Source organism: Cellulomonas sp., assembly GCF_017744555.1.
In the GTDB taxonomy this organism is placed as follows: domain Bacteria; phylum Actinomycetota; class Actinomycetes; order Actinomycetales; family Cellulomonadaceae; genus Cellulomonas.
On the sequence record NZ_JAGIBD010000005.1, the window covers coordinates 1 to 18,140 of the forward strand.

16 protein-coding genes are annotated in these 18,140 nt (G+C 73.9%); 9 read left to right on the top strand and 7 right to left on the bottom strand.

All coding sequences use genetic code 11. The annotated features are described in order from the left end of the window. From J7523_RS04850 to J7523_RS04880, 7 genes are all read left to right on the top strand, one after another. Positions 1-418, top strand: a 418-nt coding sequence (locus J7523_RS04850) for a His/Gly/Thr/Pro-type tRNA ligase C-terminal domain-containing protein (RefSeq protein WP_291882973.1), incomplete at its 5' end; no start/stop codon positions are given. Between the two features lie 143 nt (positions 419-561). After that, on the top strand, positions 562-1,527 hold the full coding sequence (locus J7523_RS04855; protein WP_291882976.1) for an ABC transporter ATP-binding protein: 966 nt from the start codon (positions 562-564) through the stop codon (positions 1,525-1,527). After that, positions 1,527-2,333, top strand: coding sequence for an ABC transporter permease (locus J7523_RS04860; RefSeq protein WP_291882979.1), 807 nt, complete (start codon positions 1,527-1,529; stop codon positions 2,331-2,333). Before J7523_RS04855 ends, J7523_RS04860 begins: the two co-directional genes overlap by 1 nt. Positions 2,334-2,383: 50 nt before the next feature. Next, positions 2,384-3,628: a histidine kinase gene (locus J7523_RS04865; protein WP_291882981.1), complete on the top strand. Its 1,245-nt coding sequence runs from the start codon at positions 2,384-2,386 to the stop codon at positions 3,626-3,628. Continuing rightward, on the top strand, positions 3,625-4,248 hold the full coding sequence (locus tag J7523_RS04870) for a response regulator transcription factor (RefSeq protein ID WP_291882984.1): 624 nt from the start codon (positions 3,625-3,627) through the stop codon (positions 4,246-4,248). The genes J7523_RS04865 and J7523_RS04870 overlap by 4 nt, the downstream gene beginning before the upstream one ends. Before the next feature lie 59 nt (positions 4,249-4,307). Beyond that, positions 4,308-5,510 (top strand): tRNA dihydrouridine synthase DusB, encoded by a 1,203-nt coding sequence (gene dusB / locus J7523_RS04875; protein WP_291882987.1) that lies wholly within the window; start codon positions 4,308-4,310, stop codon positions 5,508-5,510. A gap of 71 nt (positions 5,511-5,581) precedes the next feature. Beyond that, entirely contained in the window at positions 5,582-6,421 is an 840-nt protein-coding gene (locus J7523_RS04880; protein ID WP_291882990.1) for a MerR family transcriptional regulator, read from the top strand. 13 nt (positions 6,422-6,434) lie between these two features. Here J7523_RS04880 and J7523_RS04885 read toward each other — a convergent pair whose 3' ends face one another. Beyond that, complete coding sequence (locus tag J7523_RS04885; protein ID WP_291882992.1) at positions 6,435-7,322, bottom strand: PfkB family carbohydrate kinase; 888 nt, start codon at positions 7,320-7,322, stop codon at positions 6,435-6,437. A gap of 91 nt (positions 7,323-7,413) precedes the next feature. Between J7523_RS04885 and J7523_RS04890 the strand changes: the two genes are divergently transcribed. Next, the gene (locus tag J7523_RS04890) at positions 7,414-8,865 is read left to right on the top strand and encodes an alpha-amylase family protein (protein ID WP_291883356.1); all 1,452 of its coding nucleotides are present in this window, start codon (positions 7,414-7,416) and stop codon (positions 8,863-8,865) included. Between the two features lie 25 nt (positions 8,866-8,890). Here the strand turns inward: J7523_RS04890 and J7523_RS04895 are convergent, their stop codons facing one another. From J7523_RS04895 to J7523_RS04920, 6 genes are all read right to left on the bottom strand, one after another. Continuing rightward, complete coding sequence (locus J7523_RS04895; protein WP_291882995.1) at positions 8,891-10,153, bottom strand: lanthionine synthetase LanC family protein; 1,263 nt, start codon at positions 10,151-10,153, stop codon at positions 8,891-8,893. After that, a complete protein-coding gene (locus J7523_RS04900) occupies positions 10,150-11,169 on the bottom strand; it encodes a T3SS effector HopA1 family protein (protein ID WP_291882998.1) in 1,020 nt (339 codons plus the stop codon). The genes J7523_RS04895 and J7523_RS04900 overlap by 4 nt, the downstream gene beginning before the upstream one ends. Next, positions 11,166-12,191, bottom strand: a complete 1,026-nt coding sequence (locus tag J7523_RS04905; protein ID WP_291883001.1) for a phosphotransferase — start codon at positions 12,189-12,191, stop codon at positions 11,166-11,168. Before J7523_RS04905 ends, J7523_RS04900 begins: the two co-directional genes overlap by 4 nt. A gap of 3 nt (positions 12,192-12,194) precedes the next feature. Continuing rightward, positions 12,195-13,568, bottom strand: coding sequence for a hypothetical protein (locus J7523_RS04910; protein WP_291883003.1), 1,374 nt, complete (start codon positions 13,566-13,568; stop codon positions 12,195-12,197). Between the two features lie 149 nt (positions 13,569-13,717). Further along, entirely contained in the window at positions 13,718-15,442 is a 1,725-nt protein-coding gene (locus J7523_RS04915) for a glycoside hydrolase family 13 protein (protein WP_291883005.1), read from the bottom strand. A gap of 93 nt (positions 15,443-15,535) precedes the next feature. After that, positions 15,536-16,579: a LacI family DNA-binding transcriptional regulator gene (locus tag J7523_RS04920; RefSeq protein ID WP_291883008.1), complete on the bottom strand. Its 1,044-nt coding sequence runs from the start codon at positions 16,577-16,579 to the stop codon at positions 15,536-15,538. Between the two features lie 224 nt (positions 16,580-16,803). On the opposite strand from J7523_RS04920, the gene J7523_RS04925 reads away from it, so the two are divergent. After that, positions 16,804-18,048: a maltose ABC transporter substrate-binding protein gene (locus J7523_RS04925; RefSeq protein WP_291883011.1), complete on the top strand. Its 1,245-nt coding sequence runs from the start codon at positions 16,804-16,806 to the stop codon at positions 18,046-18,048. Positions 18,049-18,140 lie beyond the last annotated feature (92 nt).

Genomic DNA, 18,140 nt, shown 5'->3' on the forward strand with positions numbered 1-18,140 from the left:
GAGACAGGGCCTGACCCGCTCGCTCATGGCGTTCCTCGTCGAGTCGTACACCGAGGACGAGGCGCCCAACACCAAGGGCGGCGTCGACACCCGTGTCGTGCTCAAGCTCGACCCGCGCCTCGCGCCCGTCAAGGCCGCCGTGCTACCGCTGTCCCGCAATGAGAACCTCTCGCCCAAGGCCCGCGACCTGGCCGCCGAGCTCCGGCAGAGCTGGAACGTCGACTTCGACGACGCCGGCGCGATCGGCCGCCGCTACCGCCGCCAGGACGAGATCGGCACGCCGTTCTGCATCACGGTCGACTTCGACACGCTCGACGACCAGGCCGTGACGATCCGCCACCGCGACGACATGACGCAGGAGCGGGTGTCGCTCGACCAGGTCACCGGCTACCTCGCGCAGCGCCTCGTCGGCGCCTGAGCCGACCGGCACGCGAACGGCCCGGCCCCTCGTGGGGTCGGGCCGTCCGTGCGTTCACGGAGCGGCCCCGTATGACATCCGTCATGCGCACCTGGTGACGACCGGCGGGGGAACGCGCAGGTCACGGCCGCCAGGCTCTAGCCATGACCTTCACCGAGACGCTCCCGACACCGGCCTCCGCCGGGTCCGGCCCGCTGGCGATCGACCTGCGCGGCCTGCACAAGTCCTTCGGCACCGTGCGTGCCGTCGACGGCATCGACCTGGCCGTGCGGCCGGGCGAGGTCGTGGCCTTCCTCGGCCCCAACGGCGCCGGCAAGACGACGACGATCGACATGCTCCTCGGCCTGGCCCGGCCGGACGCCGGAACGGTGGCCCTGCACGGCATGGACCCGGCCCGCGCGATCGCCGAGGGTCGAGTGTCGGCCGTCATGCAGAGCGGCGGGCTCCTCAAGGACCTCACGGTCCTCGAGACGGTGCAGCTCACGGCCTCGTTCTTCCGTGCGACGCGTTCGGTGGCCGAGGTCATGGAGCGCGCCGGCATCGCCGACATCGGCTCGCGTCAGGTCGCGAAGTGCTCGGGTGGCCAGCAGCAACGGCTGCGGTTCGCCCTTGCGCTGCTGCCCGACCCGGACGTGCTGGTGCTCGACGAGCCGACCACGGGCATGGACGTCGAGGGGCGCCGGGACTTCTGGAACGCCCTGCGCGCCGACGCGGCCCGCGGCCGCACGATCCTGTTCGCGACGCACTACCTCGAGGAGGCGGACGCGTACGCGGACCGCATCGTCCTCGTGAGCCACGGCCGCGTGGTCGCGGACGGCTCGGCCGCACAGGTGAAGAACCTCGCGTCCGGCCGGCTGGTCTCAGCCCGGTTGGCGGGGCTCGACGAGCGCGGCGCCGACGCGCTGCGCGCGCTGCCCGGCGTCCAGTCGGTCGAGCTGCGCGGCGACCGCGTGCTCGTGCGGACCCAGGACTCCGACGGCGTCGCCCGTCACCTGCTCACGACGACCGCCGCAAGCGACGTCGAGATCACCGCCCGCGGGCTCGAGGACGCGTTCCTCGCCCTGACCGGCGACGCCACCCGCACCGACGACACCCTCGGGAGCCTGTGATGAGCACCGTCAGCACCTCGACCCGCACGTCCGCCCCGGCCGTCCCGGACGCCTCGCGCGCGCCGCGCACCGGGCTGGTGAACCTGCCGTTCCTCGCGATCGAGCTGCGTCGCCTGCTGCGCAACCGCCGCACGCTCATCTTCACGCTCATCATGCCGCCGGCGTTCTTCCTCATCTTCGGCACCGCGAAGGAGTACAAGACGACGTCGGTGGGCCACGCGAACGTGACCGCCTGGATCATGGTCTCGATGGCCCTGTACGGCGCGATGCTCGCGACGACCGGTGGCGGTGCGAGCGTGTCCGTCGAGCGCGCGCAGGGGTGGACCCGGCAGCTGCGGCTCACGCCGCTGCGGCCCGCCACGTACGTCACGACGAAGGTCGTCGTCGCGATGGTGCTCGGCCTCATCTCCGCCCTCGTCGTCACGGCTGTCGGCCTCGCGTCCGGTGCCGACGGCGAGGCCGGCCGGATCGCGCTGTCGGTCGCGCTCGCGTGGGCAGGGTCGGCGGTGTTCGCCGCGTTCGGCCTGTTCATGGGCTACCTGCTGCCGGCCGAGAACGTCATGCAGATCCTCGGCCCGATCCTCGCGCTCATGGCGTTCGCGGGCGGCCTGTTCGTCCCGCTCGGCGACGGCCTGTTCGCGGACATCGCCAAGGTCGTCCCGACGTACGGGCTCGCGGAGATCGTGCGGGCGCCGCTCACGGGCGACGGCGTCTCGGTGTGGGCCGTCGTCAACGTCGTCGGCTGGGCCGCGGTGTTCGTCTCCGGTGCGGCCTGGCGGTTCAAGCGCGACACGGCCCGCGTGTGACGCACGAGCACGACGTCGGGGCGGGTCGTCGCCCGGTTACGGTGGGCGCCGTGAGGCGCGAACCCGGGACCGGCGGCGGCCGCTCCGGCATGTCCGGCGTCGGCCGCCGGGTCCGTGGCGACTGGGCGGAGGGTGACTCGTCGATGTGGCCGGCGAGGCGTGACGAGACGCTGCTCGCACCCGAGTGGGGCCCGCCGGGACGCGCACGCCGGGTCATGCGCGTGGTCGGTCCGATCATGGGCGTCGTCTGGGCGGTGTTCCTGCTGCAGCCGTGGCAGTCCGCGTGGGCCAGCCCGCCCGGCTGGGAGCGCACCGTCTCGCTGCTCGCCGTCGCCGGGCTCGCGGTGAGCTTCGCGTGGGTCGTGCTCACGCACGCGGGCCCGCACGGCACGCGTATGGAGACGCGGCGGGCGGCGCTGTTCCTCAGTGGCCAGTGCGTGCTCGTCGCGCTGGCGTGCCTGGCCGCCGACCAGGACGGGCTCGTCGGGCTGGTGTTCGTGTGTGTCTCCGCCGTCTTCCTGCTGCGCGACCCGCGTGCGCTGCTGCTCGCCATCGTCGCGTCGGTCGCCGTCGTCGTCGTCCCGCGGCTCGTGGCCGGGTGGGACACGATCGACGACCTCGTCGTCTCCGTGTTCCTCGCGACGTTCGCGGTGTTCGGGTTCACGCAGCTCGTGCTGCGCAACCGGCAGCTGCAGCTCGCGCGCGACGAGGTCGCCGTGCTGGCCGTCGAGCGTGAGCGCGAGCGGATCGCCCGCGACATGCACGACATCCTCGGCCACTCGCTCACCGTGATCTCGGTGAAGGCCGAGCTCGCCAGCCGCATGTTCGAGGTGGACGCCGACCGCGCCCGCGCCGAGATCCTCGAGGTCCAGGCGCTGGCCCGGTCGGCGCTCGCGGACGTGCGCGGCATGGTGACCGCGACCCGCGCCGTGACGCTCGCCGGCGAGCTCGCGGGCGCCCGGCAGGCGTTCGACTCGGCGGCCATCGAGGCGGACGTGCCGGGCACCATCGAGGAGGTCCCGGACCGGCTGCGGGAGCTGTTCGCGTGGGCCATCCGCGAGGGCACGACCAACGTGCTGCGGCACTCGGCCGCCTCCCACGTCCGCGTGACGATGACGCCGGACACCCTGACGATCGACGACGACGGCGCCGGCCCCGACGGCGACACCCCCGGCAACGGCCTGCACGGGCTCACCGAGCGGGCCCGGCAGGTCGGCGCGCGCGTCGAGATGTCCCGCGGCCCGCTCGGCGGCTACCGCCTGCTCGTCACCACCGCCCCGGACGGAGCCCGATGACCGACCAGCCCATCCGCCTGCTCCTCGCGGACGACCAGGCGCTCGTCCGCGGCGCCCTCGCCGCGCTGCTCGACCTCGAGCCCGACCTCACGGTCGTCGCCCAGGTGGGCCGCGGCGACGAGGTGCTGCACGCCGCGCGCGAGCACGAGGCGGACGTCGCGCTGCTCGACGTGGAGATGCCGGGCCTCGACGGGATCGCCGTCGCCGCCGAGCTCAAGCAGCGGTACCCGGCGTGCCGGTCGCTCATCGTCACGACGTTCGGCCGGCCCGGCTACCTGCGGCGCGCGCTCGACGCGGGGGCCAGCGGGTTCGTCGTCAAGGACACGCCCGCCGAGCAGCTCGCCGACGCCGTGCGGCGCGTGCACCGGGGGCTGCGCGTCGTCGACCCCGACCTGGCCGTCGAGTCGCTCGCCGTCGGGACGAGCCCGCTGACCGACCGGGAGCGCGACGTGCTCGTGTGCGCGGCCGCCGGGGGCACGGTCGCGGACATCGCGCGGGACACGTTCCTGTCCGAGGGGACCGTGCGGAACTACCTGTCGTCCGCGATGGGCAAGACGGGTGGCCGGACGCGTGCCGAGGCGGTGCGGATCGCGCAGGAGAACGGCTGGCTGCTCGCCTGACGAGCGCCTGACGCCCTGCCGCTTCGTCGCCGGGCGACCCCGGATGGGACACTGGTCCGATGACCACGACGACTCCGACCGCTGAGGCGCGCCCGGGCGATGCCCCCGCGACCGGCGCCGTGCTGCCGCCGCTGCACATCGGCCCGCTGACGATCGACACGCCCGTGGTGCTCGCGCCCATGGCCGGCGTCACGAACGCGGCCTTCCGCCGCCTGTGCCGCGAGTCTGGCGCGGGCCTGTACGTGGCCGAGATGGTGACGAGCCGGGCCCTCGTGGAGCGCGGCGAGGAGTCGATGCGGATCATCTCCCACGAGCCCGACGAGCGTCCCCGCTCGGTGCAGGTCTACGGCGTGGACCCGGTGACCGTCGCGGCGGCCGTCCGGCTCATCGCGAGCGAGGACCGCGCCGACCACGTCGACCTCAACTTCGGCTGCCCCGTCCCCAAGGTGACCCGTCGCGGCGGGGGAGCGGTGCTGCCCTGGAAGCGAGACCTGTTCCGGTCCATCGTGTCCGCCGCCGTCGATGCCGCCGCACCGTACGGGGTCCCGGTGACGGTGAAGATGCGCAAGGGCATCGACGAGGACCACCTCACGTACCTCGAGGCGGGGCTCGTCGCGCAGGAGGTCGGCGTCGCCGCCGTCGCGCTGCACGCCCGCACCGCGGCCGACTACTACTCCGGCACCGCCGACTGGGAGTCCATCGCGCGGCTCAAGGAGACCGTCACCGACATCCCGGTGCTCGGCAACGGCGACATCTGGTCCGCCGAGGACGCCCTCGAGATGGTCGAGCAGACCGGCTGCGACGGCGTCGTCGTCGGGCGTGGCTGCCAGGGCCGGCCGTGGCTGTTCGCCGACCTCGCCGCCGCGTTCGCCGGCTCGTCCGAGCGGGTCCGCCCCGGGCTGGCTCACGTCGCGCGCGTGGTCCGGCGGCACGCCGAGCTCATGGTCGAGCACTTCGGCGACGAGTCGAAGGCGCTGCGCGAGATGCGCAAGCACATGGCCTGGTACTTCAAGGGCTACGTGGTCGGCGGCGAGACGCGCGCGTCGCTCGGGCTCGTCTCGTCGATGGCGGAGCTCGACGACCGGCTCGCCGGGCTCGACCTCGACCAGCCGTACCCGGGCGCGCCCGCCGAGGGCCAGCGCGGACGGGCCGGCTCGCCGAAGCGGCCGATCCTGCCGTACGGATGGCTCGACTCCCGGGAGCTGTCGGAGGACTTCCGCCGCGAGCTGCACGAGGCCGAGCTGAGCGTCTCCGGCGGCTGAGCGGACCGGGCTGCGCCGGTCGGGCGACCCGTGCTTGAGGTTGCCCCGCGGCAACCCCGTAGGTTCGCCGTGTGGACGAGCTCCTGACGGTCGGGCAGGTGGCGCGGCTCTGCGGTCTGACGACCAAGGCGCTGCGGCACTACGACCGCATCGGGCTGCTCGTCCCCGCCCAGGTCGACCCGGTCAACGGGTACCGGCTGTACGCGCCCGACCAGGTCGCGCTCGCGCGGCTCGTCGGCGTGCTGCGGTCGGTCGACGTGCCGCTCGACGACGTCCGGACCGCCATCGCGGCGCCGCACGACGAGGACGCGCTGCGGGCGCTGCTCGTCGCGCACCGGCGGCGCATGCGCGCGCGGCTCGACCGGGTGCGGGGCGACGTCCACCGGCTCGACCACCTCATCGACGACGGCACGGGAGCGCTCATGACCAGCACGGACACCGCACGGACGACCGCGACGCCGGACGACGAGCGGCGCCTCGCCGTCGACCTGTTCAACGGCGTGTGGCGCCTCCTGGAGAAGGAGGGGCGCTCGGTCGAGGACGACGACCGCATGGTCCACATGGCGCACGCGTCGCGGTACCACTGGGGGCAGGTCGGCAAGCCGGAGAACCTCAGCCGCGGCGAGTGGCAGTGCGCGCGCGTGTACGCGGTGCTCGACCGGGCCGAGCCCGCGCTGCACCACGCTCGACGCGGGCTGGAGATCTGCCGGGAGCACCGGATCGGCGACTGGGACCTCGCGTACGCGTACGAGTCGCTCGCGCGGGCGAGCGCGGTCGCGGGGGACGCCGCGGCGGCGCGGCAGTGGACCGAGCAGGCGCTCGCGGCCGCCGACGACATCGCGGAGGACGACGACCGTGAGCTGCTGCTCACCGACCTTGAGACGATCCCGGGGCAGCCGCGCTTCTGGTGACGGTCACCGCGGCTCAGACCCGGCGGACCTCGACGCGGGCGGCCAGGACATCCGCCGCCGCGGTCGTCGCCGAAGGCGCTCCCAGGCGCGGGTCCGAGACAGCGAGCGCCCCGCACGCCGACGCGCGGGCGAGGGCCGCCGCGGTGGGCAGTCCGTCGAGGACGCCGGAGAGCAGCCCGGCGAGGAACGCGTCCCCGGCGCCGTTGGTGTCGACGACCTCGTCGACCGGGGCCACGGGGACCTCCCACCACCCGCCGGCGTCGCGGGCGATCGCCCCGGCGGCGCCGCGCGTGCACACGACGAGGGTCGCGCCGGCGGCCACGCGCGCGTCGAGGTAGGCCCGGGGGTCGGCGAGCCGGACGTGGCTGACGAGCAGCACGTCGGCGGCGTCGGCGAACTCGCGAGCGTAGGTCGCGTCGCCGTCGTCGTCGTGCACGTCGCACCACACGGGCACGCCCGCAGCCCGCGACCGTGCGAGCAGGGGCCGACTGTGGTCGGCGAGGTCGAGGACGGCGGCATCGATCCCGGCGAGGAGCTCTGGCGAGGCGTCCGCGACTGCCGAGGGGAGCTCGAGGTAGACGGACACGCGGCCGCCGTCGTCGGCCATGAGGTTGACGTGCCGCTCGGTGCGTCCGTCGCGGGCGGGCTCACCGCGCACGTCGATCCGGGGGTGGGTCAGGGCCGCGCGGACGAGTCCGGCCTCGCGGTCGTCGCCCAGGAGGGTCCGCAGCGTGACGTCGACGCCGAGCGCGGCGAGCGTCACGGCCTTGCCGGCGGACGTGCCGCCGAGCCCGTCGGTGTGGCCGCTCGCGAACAGCGTGTGGCTGCGGGGCTCGGGCAGGGCGGGCAGCTGGACCAGCGTGTTCCAGGCGGCGGGACCGTTGACGACGACGCGTGGCATGCGCGCCACCGTACGGCCGTGGTGGCGCTAGTGTCAGGCAGTTCCTGAAAGTTGCTGCAATCGATTGCAGCACCACGCCCGATTGGTGACGATGACGCACCTGTTCCGCACGTCCGCCCGTACCGCCCTCGCGGTGGCCCTGCTGGCCGGCTCGCTCGCCGCGTGCACGCCCGCCGACCCGGGCGCCGAGCCCGCGACCGACGGCTCCGGCCACGACGTCGGTGTGGAGCTGTTCCAGTGGACGTGGGACGCGATCGCGGCCGAGTGCACCGACCACCTCGGCCCGGACGGCTACGCGTGGGTGCTCACGTCGCCGCCCCAGGAGCACATCCTCGGCGACGCGTGGTGGACCGCGTACCAGCCGGTGAGCTACCGCGTGGAGTCGCGGCTCGGCACCCGCGAGCAGTACGCGGCGATGGTCGAGACCTGCCACGACGCGGGAGTCGAGGTCTGGGCCGACGCCGTGGTCAACCACATGACCGGCGAGGACGTGCCTGGCACCGGCTGGGCGGGCTCGGCGTACGAGCACTACGCCCACGCGGGGCTGTATGACGACGCCGACTTCCACCACTGCGCCCTCACGCCTGACGACGACATCCACGACTACGCCGACGCCGCACAGGTGCAGACGTGCGAGCTCGTGAACCTCGCCGACCTCGCGACCGAGACGCCGCACGTCCGCGAGACGGTCACCGCGTACCTCAGCGATCTGCTGACGCTCGGCGTCGACGGCTTCCGTATCGACGCGGCCAAGCACATGCCTCCGGCCGACGTCGCCGCCATCGTCGCGGGCCTCCCGGAGCGCACCGGCATCGTGCAGGAGGTCATCCGGGGTGCCGGGGAGCCGGTCACGCCCGAGCAGTACACCGCGAACGGCAAGGTCTTCGAGTTCGCGTGGGGGCGAGACGTGCAGGGCGTGCTCGCCGGGTCACCCGACCTCGCCCTCGACCTGGGCTCGGGCGGCGGCTACCTCCCGTCCGACGACGCCGTCGTCTTCGTCGACAACCACGACACCGAGCGCAACGGCTCGACGCTGAGCTACCGCGACGGCGCCACGTACGTGCTCGCGAACGTCCTCATGCTCGCCGGCACGTACGGCACGCCCACGGTCTACTCCGGGTACGCGTTCGACGACTCCGACCTCGGACCGGCGCAGGACGCCGACGGCCGGGTGCTCGACGCGACGTGCGCCGACGCTCCCGGCCCCGACGCCGACCTCGCCGACGACGACTGGGTGTGCCAGCACCGCTGGTCCGCGATCGCCGGCATGGTCGGCTGGCGCGGTGTGGTCGGCGACGCGCCGCTCGTCGACCGGTGGTCGGACGGCGACGCGCTCGCGCTCGGGCGAGGGGAGCGCGGGCTCGTCGTCGTGAACGCCGGGGACGACGAGCTCTCGACGACCCTCACGACGCGCCTGCCGGACGGGCGGTACTGCGACGTCCTCGCGTCCGGGTGCGAGGAGGTCACCGTGCGGGACGGCGCCGTCGAGGTGCGGGTCGCGCCGCACAGCGCTCGGGCGTGGGACGTCGCGACCCGTCCCTGACGTGCCGGGTCAGCACGTGCCGCCCTCAGCTCGGCGCGGGCACCCCGAGCAGTGACGGCGACGCGATCCCGGCCGACGGGTGCGCCGCGCGGGCCAGCACGAGCAGCGCGCCCGCGAGCCCGAGGAACAGGCTCGTCCCGCCCGTCACCGGCAGGCCCGCGGGCCAGGTGAGCGGCTCGTCGCCGAGCACGGCGAGCAGCCCGCCGGCGAGCTCCTGCGCCGCCGCGACGTGCTCGGGGACGCTCCACGTCTCGCCGGCGAGGAGCAGCACGTCGAGCGGCCCGCCGAGCCCGTGGCACAGGGTGAGCCCACCGGCGATCGCCGCAGGCCCGTGCTGCTCCGCAAGACGGACCGACGCGGCGAGCTCCTGCCCGCACGCCTGCACGGCGACCTCGGCCTCCGCGGTCAGCGTCTCGACCGGCACCCCGAGGTCGAGCCCCTGACCGGCGAGGCCGAGCAGCCGCAGCCGGACGGTGCCGATGCCCGCCGCGCCGTGGCACCACAGCGCCGGGTGGGTCGGCGGGTCGGCCCGCAGGTCGGGCCAGCGTCCTCGCGCGGTGTCGAACCAGGCGCCCTCCCACCGCAGCGCACCGCGCACGAGCGCGGACGCGGGCTCGACGAGCGACGGGTACCGGGCTGCGACCTCGGCCGCAGCCCAGGCGATCCCCGACGCACCGTGCGCGAGCCCGCACAGCGCGCGACCCGCGCGATCGGCGTCCCGCTCGGGCCAGCTCCACCCCGATGCGTCCCGGTGAGCCAGCCGTTCCAGGTGCGTCAGTGCGTCACGGGCGAGCTGCTCGTCGCCGGCCCGTCCGGCGAGCGCGGCGCCGGCCCACCCCGACGTCACGTCGGCTCCGTGCGAGGCGCCGACTGCGAGAGCCTCGAGGCCGGGGAGACGCTCGCCGGTGCGTGCCTCGATCCGCCGCCCCGCGAGCACGATGCCGCCCGCACCCGCCAGGAGGCCGCCCCCGAGCGCCCGGGCCCGGTCGACCGCGTCGCGCGCGACCCTGAGCGCGAGGTCGGTGAGGTCCGGGCGGTCGAGGGCGGCGCCGAGCTCCCCGCACGCCCACGCGACACCGACGTCGCCGTCGTACAGCGCAGGGTTGCCGGCCCGCATGCCCGCCGGTGTGCCGTCGCCCGACAGCTCCCAGTGCATCCATCCGGCACGGTGCCCGGACCGGAACGCGGTCGAGGTGAGGGCATCGATCCCCCGGTCGAGAGCCGCTCGCAGGCGGGTGATCGTGTCGCTGGTCGCGTCCGCGGCGGGGTCGAGCACGTCGGTCGTCATGGCCGGTCCTGCGGTCGTGCGGCACGGAGGTACGGCTGCGCCGGGTCGATCTCGGCAGCCGCGAACGTGTGAGCGACCCGAGCGATGGGGTCGTCGCCCGCCGGGTCGTGCACGAGGGCGTCGGCCACGAGCGCGCAGCACTGCTCACCGAAGCTGCGGCCGTCGCCCGGGTCCTCCGCGGCGGCGAGCCCGGGTGCGAGCGCGAACGTCAGCGCCGGCGACGCGGCGCGGAGCCGACCCGCCGTGGCGGCGACGACGCGCGCGGCCAGGGCGTCGAGGACCGTCGCGAGGTCCTGGGCCAGGTAGAGCACCATCGCGTCCGGACGGGCGAGCGCCGCGCGGTGCTCCGCGACCTTGAGCATCCACGGCACCGTGAGCGACCGGGTCGCCGTCGTCACCTCGCGGACGAGCGCGGCGACGTGCTCGGGTTCGGGCGCCAGGTAGAGCCGGGTCAGGCCGGTCGGCGGCGTCAGCAGGTTCCAGCCGGGTCCCCAGGTCCGCCACCAGCCCTCGGTCGGGGGCGCGTCGCGCCGCTCCCGCACGCGCACGGCCTCGCCCGGTACGGGTGGCAGGCCACGGCGGTCGGACGTTGGCGGGTGCGTGTGGTCGCCGCGGACCACGGCACGCGGCGGTTCACCCGGTCGCGCGACGAGCAGCAGCCCGGCCGGCCCGGTCCGCAGCACCGTCGCGTCGAGCCACGACTCCGCGCCGACGTGGGCCTGCCGGAGCGCGCCGGCGAGCGGCGGCAGCAAGGGGTCCGGGGCGGGGAGCACGGCGGCGGGCGCGTACCACCGCTCGTACAGCACCGTCGCCAGCGCGGCGGGGTCGGGCGCGAGGCCGGGACGGCTCGCACGCCACTCGTCGGCCACGCGGACCGCGTCCTCGAGCTGCGCCGCGTGCTCGGCGCGCCACGCGCTGCCGGACGAGACGTGCCGGGCGGCGCCGGTGCGCTGCCCGTCGGCTGCCGACGTCGGTGCGTCGGCGGAAGGCGCGGGGACCAGGTCGGCGATCGTCATGCCGGCACCGCCTCTCGATCGAGCTCGGCCGCGTACCTCTGCGCGGCGTCGAGCAGCCGGGTGATCCGCGGGTCCGGGGCGCCGACGGTCCCTCGCGCCCCGCCGCGCTCGCGGTGCACCTGGCCCGCGACCTGCCACGCGGTCATGACCGCGCGGACGGCCTGCAGCGCCGCGTGCGCCCGACCCGGGCCGTCGCCGTCGCGGTAGCCGTCGAGGAAGTGCTCGACGAGCGGCTCGGGCGGCGCCGACCAGCTGGGTGCGAGCCAGCCGATGCTGTCGATCGCGGTCGCGACGTCCCACCCGGGGTCGCCGAGACCTGCGGCCTCGAGGTCGAGCAGCACGACGTGCGGGTCGGGCGACGAGCGTGCGACCAGCACGTTCGACGCGGTGAGGTCGCCGTGCACCCACGCGCCCGCCGTCCAGAGGCGTCGTGCCTCGGCCGCGGCGCGACGCAGCGCGGGGTCGCCGAGGAACGTGTCGAGCACGGCGGCGAACGGCGTGCCCTCGGAGCCTGACATCGACGGCGGGATCGCGTCGGGGTCGAGCGCCCACGGCAGGGGAGCTCGCAGGGTCGGACCCGGGTGCTCCCCGGCGGTCGGTGCGGGCCAGCGGTGCAGCGCCGCCGTCGCCGAGCCCCATGCCCGGCACAGGCGAGCCAGGTCCGGCACCGCGCCGCGGTGCCCCGTGAGCACCGCCCCGTCCACGGCCTGGACCCAGAGGGAGTCGACGTCGAGCGCGAGCGACGCGACGAGCGCCGGCACCAGCGGCCGGCCCGCCGACCCGGTGAGCCCGCGCAGCGCCAGGAGTGCGCGCCGCTCGTCGCCCACCGGGTCGGTGCCGTCCATCTGTGCGGCGACACCGCGCTGCTTGACGTAGGCGGCCGGCCGGCCGGCCACGTCGAGCCGCGCGACGGTGTTGCTCCGGGACTCGTCGACCACCGTGACGGCGCCCGACAGGACGTCGTCGGCCGTCACCAGGCCGGCACGCACGGCTCGGCCGACGAGCTCCGGAGCGGTGAGCATCCCTCAGCCCTCGGACTGCACGGCGTCGTCGACGGCCTCCAGCGCGGCGAGGTAGCCGGCGACGAAGATGCTCTGCACCGCGTCGTCGGGGTCGCCGTACTGGCCGCCGAGACCCCGTCCGCCGGGCTGCTGGATCGGCTGGCCGGGGTCGAAGCCGCCCGGCCCGCACGTGAGTGTGGTCGGACAGGTCTTCGTGATGACGCAGATCGCGCTGGAGGTCTGCAGGTCGAGGCAGAGCTTCGGCTTGGTGATCTGGCTGCAGATGACGGTCTTCGTGATGAAGTTGCAGACCGTCGTGAGGCTGACCAGGTTGCAGACCACGGGCTTGGTCAGGAACGTGTCGCAGATCGGCGGCCTGGTGAACAGCGTGCCGGTGTCGACGAGCAGGTTGACGCCGAGCTCGTCGAGCGCCACCTGGATCGGGTTGGCGAACGTCATGACGCCGTCGTCCGAGCCGGCGAACAGCAGGCCGACCACGTTGCGGCTCATGTCCATGACGACCGACCCGGAGTCGCCGTGGTCCGAGAACCGCGTCGACTGCGTGGTGTCCGTGTCGATGCGGATCTGGTGCCGCAGCGTGCGCGGGCCGACGTCGCTGCCGTAGTCGACCGACAGCGTGAAGTCGGTGGACACCACGTTGCCGAACGTGTGCTCGGTGGTGCGCCCGCGCTTCTGGACGGCCATGCCGACGCTCGCGACACCCTGACCGGCGACGGCCCCGATGCCCTCGACCGAGATGCCGGTCGCGCGGCCGGTGTCGATCGTGATGACCGAGCCGTCCGTGTTCTCGGTGAGCACCGCGCGGGTGAGCGTGCCGAAGTGGCCCGTGGCCGGACCGCCGTCGACGCGCGACGGCTGGACCATGACGTCCCCGACCGACCACGTGTTGTTCACGGCGCCGACGTGGAAGTTCGTGAGCGCCATCCGCGCGTGCGTGGTGCGGTCCTCGACGATCGCACCGAGCGTGCCGACGAACACGTAGTTGCCGGGGGACGGGACGTCGGGCGGCGACAGGAACACCGTCCGTGCCGGTCCGATGCCGATACCGCCGGTGATCGTGGTGTAGGCGCCGGTGTCGACCTGCGCCTTGACCTCGGCGTAGCGGACCGCGTGCTGCAGGACGATCTTCAGCTCCTGCACGTCGGTCTTGACGCCGTCGATCTCCTGCGGGATGACGTCGGCGTCACGCAGCGCGTCCTCGGGCTTCTTCTCCTCGACGAACACGACGATGCTGAGCTCGCCCGTGGGCTCGCCCTGCGACACCTTCTCTGCGATGTCGACGGCGACCACGCCCGGGCGGGCGATGAGGTCGTCCTCGACCCTCTCCTTGACCGGGCGGATCGCCGCCCGGGCCTCGTGCTGTGACTGGGCGGACATGTGCTTCCCTTTCGCCGGCCCCGGAGGTCGGGGCTGTCACCTGACAACGAGGCGGGCGAGGGCAGCGAAGATACGCATAAGGGACAAATCGGAAAGGACGAAGGGTGGGCCCGGACCGGGCCCGCCCTGGACCGTGAGTGCAGAGGTGACTACGCGCGCAGCCAGACGGTCGCGTCGCCGGGCAGCGTGACCGACCCGTCCGCGGCCACAGGCGCGTCGACCGAGGCGTGCAGCACGACGGCCCCGGCCGGCAGCGCGACGGGCGTGCCGCCGAGGTTCGCGACGACCAGCACGTCCCGGTTGACGAACGCGATGACGTCGTCGCCGTACCCGTCGACCCAGGTCAGGCCGCCCGAGCCGAGCACCTCGGCCCGGCGCACCGCGAGCGCGGTCCGGTACGTCTCGTACGTCGATTCCTCGACCCCGCGCTGGGCGTCGAGCGCGTAGGCGGACCAGGCGGACGGCTGGGGGAGCCACGTCACGCCGGTCGGCGAGAACCCGAACCCGGGCTCGGCGGCCGCCCACGGCAGCGGCACGCGGCAGCCGTCGCGACCGCGCTCGGCGCCGCCGGTCCGGAAGAACGCGGGGTCCTGCCGCAGGTCGTCGGGCAGTGCGGTGTGGTCGGGCAGCCCGAGCTCCTCGCCCTGGTAGAGGTAGGCCGAGCCGGGCAGGCCGAGCATGAGCAGCGTGGCCGCGCGGGCGCGGCGCAGGCCGAGCTCCTCGTCGGGCTGCTCGTCGCCGTGCCCGATGCCGTTGGGGCGCGAACCGGGCACGGACAGGCCGAGCCGGGACGCGTGCCGCACGACGTCGTGGTTCGACAGCACCCACGTGGTCGGGGCGCCGACGCCGTCGGCGGTCGCGTACGAGGCCTCGATCACGTCGCGCAGGGCGGGCGCGTCCCAGTGGGTCGCGAGGAAGGCGAAGTTGAATGCCTGCTGCATCTCGTCGGGGCGCACGTAGCGGGCGAGGCGGGACAGCGGCTCGACCCAGGCCTCGGCCACCAGCGCGCGGTCGCCCGGGTACGCCGCGAGGACCCGGTTCCAGGCACGGTAGATCTCGTGCACGCCGTCCTGGTCGAACATCGGGCCCTGGTTTCCGGACCCGGTGACCTCGTCCGCGCGACCGGTCGGCTCGGCGTCGTCGGAGCCCTCGATCATCGAGACGTGGCCGTCCCAGTCCGGCAGCCCCGCCTCCTTGACCATGCCGTGCGCGACGTCGATGCGGAAGCCGTCGACCCCGCGGTCGAGCCAGAACCGCAGCACGTCCTCGAACTCGGCGCGGACCTCGGGGTGCTCCCAGTCGAGGTCGGGCTGCCGCGAGTCGAACAGGTGCAGGTACCACTGGCCGTCGGCGACGCGGGTCCACGCGGGCCCGCCGAAGATCGACTCCCAGTTGTTGGGCGGCAGCTCGCCGTGCTCACCGCGGCCCTCGCGGAACAGGTACCGCGCCCGTTCGGGTGAACCCGGGCCGGCGGCCAGGGCGGCCTGGAACCAGACGTGCTCGTCGGACGTGTGGTTCGGCACGAGGTCGACGATCACGCGCAGGCCGAGCGCGTGGGCGCGGGCGAGCAGCGCGTCGAAGTCGTCGAGCGTGCCGAACAGCGGGTCGACGTCGCGGTAGTCGGACACGTCGTACCCGGCGTCGGCCTGCGGCGAGCGGTAGAACGGCGACAGCCAGACGGCGTCGACACCGAGCTCGGCGAGGTGGTCGAGACGCGAGGTGATGCCGGGCAGGTCGCCGATGCCGTCGCCCGAGGCGTCCGCGAACGAGCGCGGGTACACCTGGTAGATCACGGCGTCCCGCCACCACTCGCCGTCGGGGGAGCCGGGGGCGTGCACGAGGGTGCCCGTGGGCAGGGTGTCGAGGGTCGTCATGCGGGCATGCCTCTTTCGGGGGTACGAGCAGGGGAGGCGGCGTCGCCGAGTCGGAGCGGTGCGGCGGCGGGGGCTCGCGGTGCTCCAGGTCGGTCAGAGTACGGCGGACGCCTGGGTGGTGGTCGAGGGCACCGGTGCGGCACCGGTGGAGCCGCGCACGATGAGCTCCGGGTGGAACTTGAGCTCGGTGCGCGACGCGGGTGTCCCGTTGATCTCGGAGACCAGGGCGGACACGGCCGCGTGGCCCATCGCAGCGACGGGCTGGCGCACGGTCGTGAGCGGCGGGTCGGTGAACGCGATGAGCGGCGAGTCGTCGAACCCGACGATCGACACGTCCTCGGGCACGGACAGCCCGCGCGAGCGGGCGGCCCGGACGGCGCCGAGGGCCATCAGGTCGGACCCGCAGATGATCGCGGTGTGCCCGCTGTCGATGAGCTCGAGCGCGGCGGCCTGCCCGCCCTCGACGGTGAACAGCGTCGAGACGACGTGCCCGTCGAGGTCGGTGATGCCGAGGTGCCGCTCGAGGTTGACCGCGAACTCCTCCTGCTTGCGCAGGGCGGGCACGAACCGGGTGGGGCCGATCGCGAGGCCGATGCTGCGGTGGCCGAGCGAGACGAGGTGCCGAAACGCCTGGTCGAGCGCGGCGGCGTCGTCCGTCGACAGGCTCGGCGCGTCGACGCCCTCGGCGTGGCCGTTGACGAGCACGACGGGCATCCCGCGGCTCCGCAGCCGGTGGTACCGCTCCTTGCTCGCGGTCGTGTCGGCGTGCAGGCCGGAGACGAACACGATGCCGTCGACGGCGTGCTCGAGCAGCATCTCGACGTACTGGTCCTCGGTGGTGCCGCCCGGGGACTGCGTGCACAGCAAGGGCGTGTAGCCGCGTTCGGTGAGCATCGACTCGATGACCTGCGCGAACGCGGGGAACACGGGGTTGGAGAGCTCGGGGACGACGAGCCCCACGAGGCCGGCCGACCGGGTGCGCAGCTTCTCGGGCCGCTCGTAGCCGAGCACGTCGAGGGCCGCCAGCACGGCCTGTCGCGCCTGGGCCGACACGCCGTGCTTGCCGTTGAGGACCCGCGAGACCGTGGCCGTGCTGACGCCGGCCTGCTCGGCCAGGTCGGTCAGACGGGTGCGCACGGTTGGCAGCGTAAAGGACACGGGACCTCCTCGTCCTAAGTCGTCCAGTGGGTCGTGCAGTGGTGGCTGGGGCGGACCGCTGACGAGCCGCTGAAACCGTTGCCTGAAAGTTACCGTAACGACTTGCAAGGCGCGTTGCAACGACGTTACGTTCCTCGCCATCAGGCCAGGGTCGGCGGGGATCGCCGGCACCCGGCAACCCTCGTACCACTGGGAGACACACGATGCGACGGAGCATCCCTGTCGTTGCGGCGACGGTCGGCCTCGCGCTGACGCTCGCCGCGTGCGCCGGCTCGAACGACGAGGCGTCGTCCGACGCGAGCTCGTCCGCCCCCGCCAGCAAGGCCACGCTCACCGTCTGGGTCGACGACACGCGGTCCGGGCCGGTCAAGGAGGTGGCGAAGGTCTTCGAGAAGGAGAAGGGCGTCACCGTCAAGTTCGTCCAGAAGGACTTCGGCGACATCCGCGACGACTTCATCTCGCAGGTCCCCGCCGGTCAGGGCCCCGACGTGATCGTCGGCGCGCACGACTGGCTCGGCAAGCTCGTGCAGAACGGCGTCGTCGCGCCCATCGAGCTCGGCGACAAGGCGTCGGACTTCCTGCCCGTCGCCACGCAGGCGATGAGCTACGACGGCACGCTGTACGGCCTGCCGTACTCGGTCGAGAACATCGCGCTCGTCAAGAACAACGCGCTCGTCAAGGACGCGACCCCCGCCACGTTCGACGACCTCGTCGCGCAGGCGAAGGCGGCCGGCACGGACTACTCGGTGCTCATCCAGCAGGACGAGAAGACCGGCGACCCGTACCACATGTACCCGCTGCAGACGTCGTTCGGCTCGCCCGTCTTCGGCACCGACGCGTCCGGCGCGTACGACGCCAACAAGCTCACGCTCGACTCCGACCAGGGCCGCGCGTTCGCCGCGTACCTGGCGAAGCTCGGCGCCGAGGGCGTCGTGAACACGTCGATCTCGGGCGACGTCGCCAAGGAGGCGTTCCTCGCCGGCAAGGCCCCGTACATGATCACGGGCCCCTGGAACACGGGTGACTTCGTCAAGGCCGGCCTCGACATCTCGATCGAGAAGGTGCCGTCCGCCGGTGGCCAGCCGTCGCAGCCGTTCGTCGGCGTGCAGGGCTTCTTCATCTCGTCGAAGTCGAAGAACGCGCTCCTCGCGAACGAGTTCGTCGTCAACTACCTCGGCACGCCCGACGTGCAGCTCGCGCTGTACAAGGCCGGCGGCCGTGCCCCGGCGCTGATCGACGCCGTCAACGAGATCTCGTCCGACCCGATCGTCGCCGGCTTCGCCGCCGTCGGCCAGGAGGGCGTCCCGATGCCGTCGATCCCCGCCATGGACACGGTGTGGGCTGACTGGGGCGCCACCGAGGTCGCGATCGTCAACCAGCAGGGCGACCCCGCCGCCCTGTGGAACCAGATGACGGCCTCGATCGCGGGCAAGATCGCCGCGGCCTGATCCCTCCGACCGGTGGCCCGGCCGAGCAGCCCTGCGTGGTTGCGAGGCCGGGCCGCCGGGCGCACCGCACGCACGACTGCGTGAGCACCCCC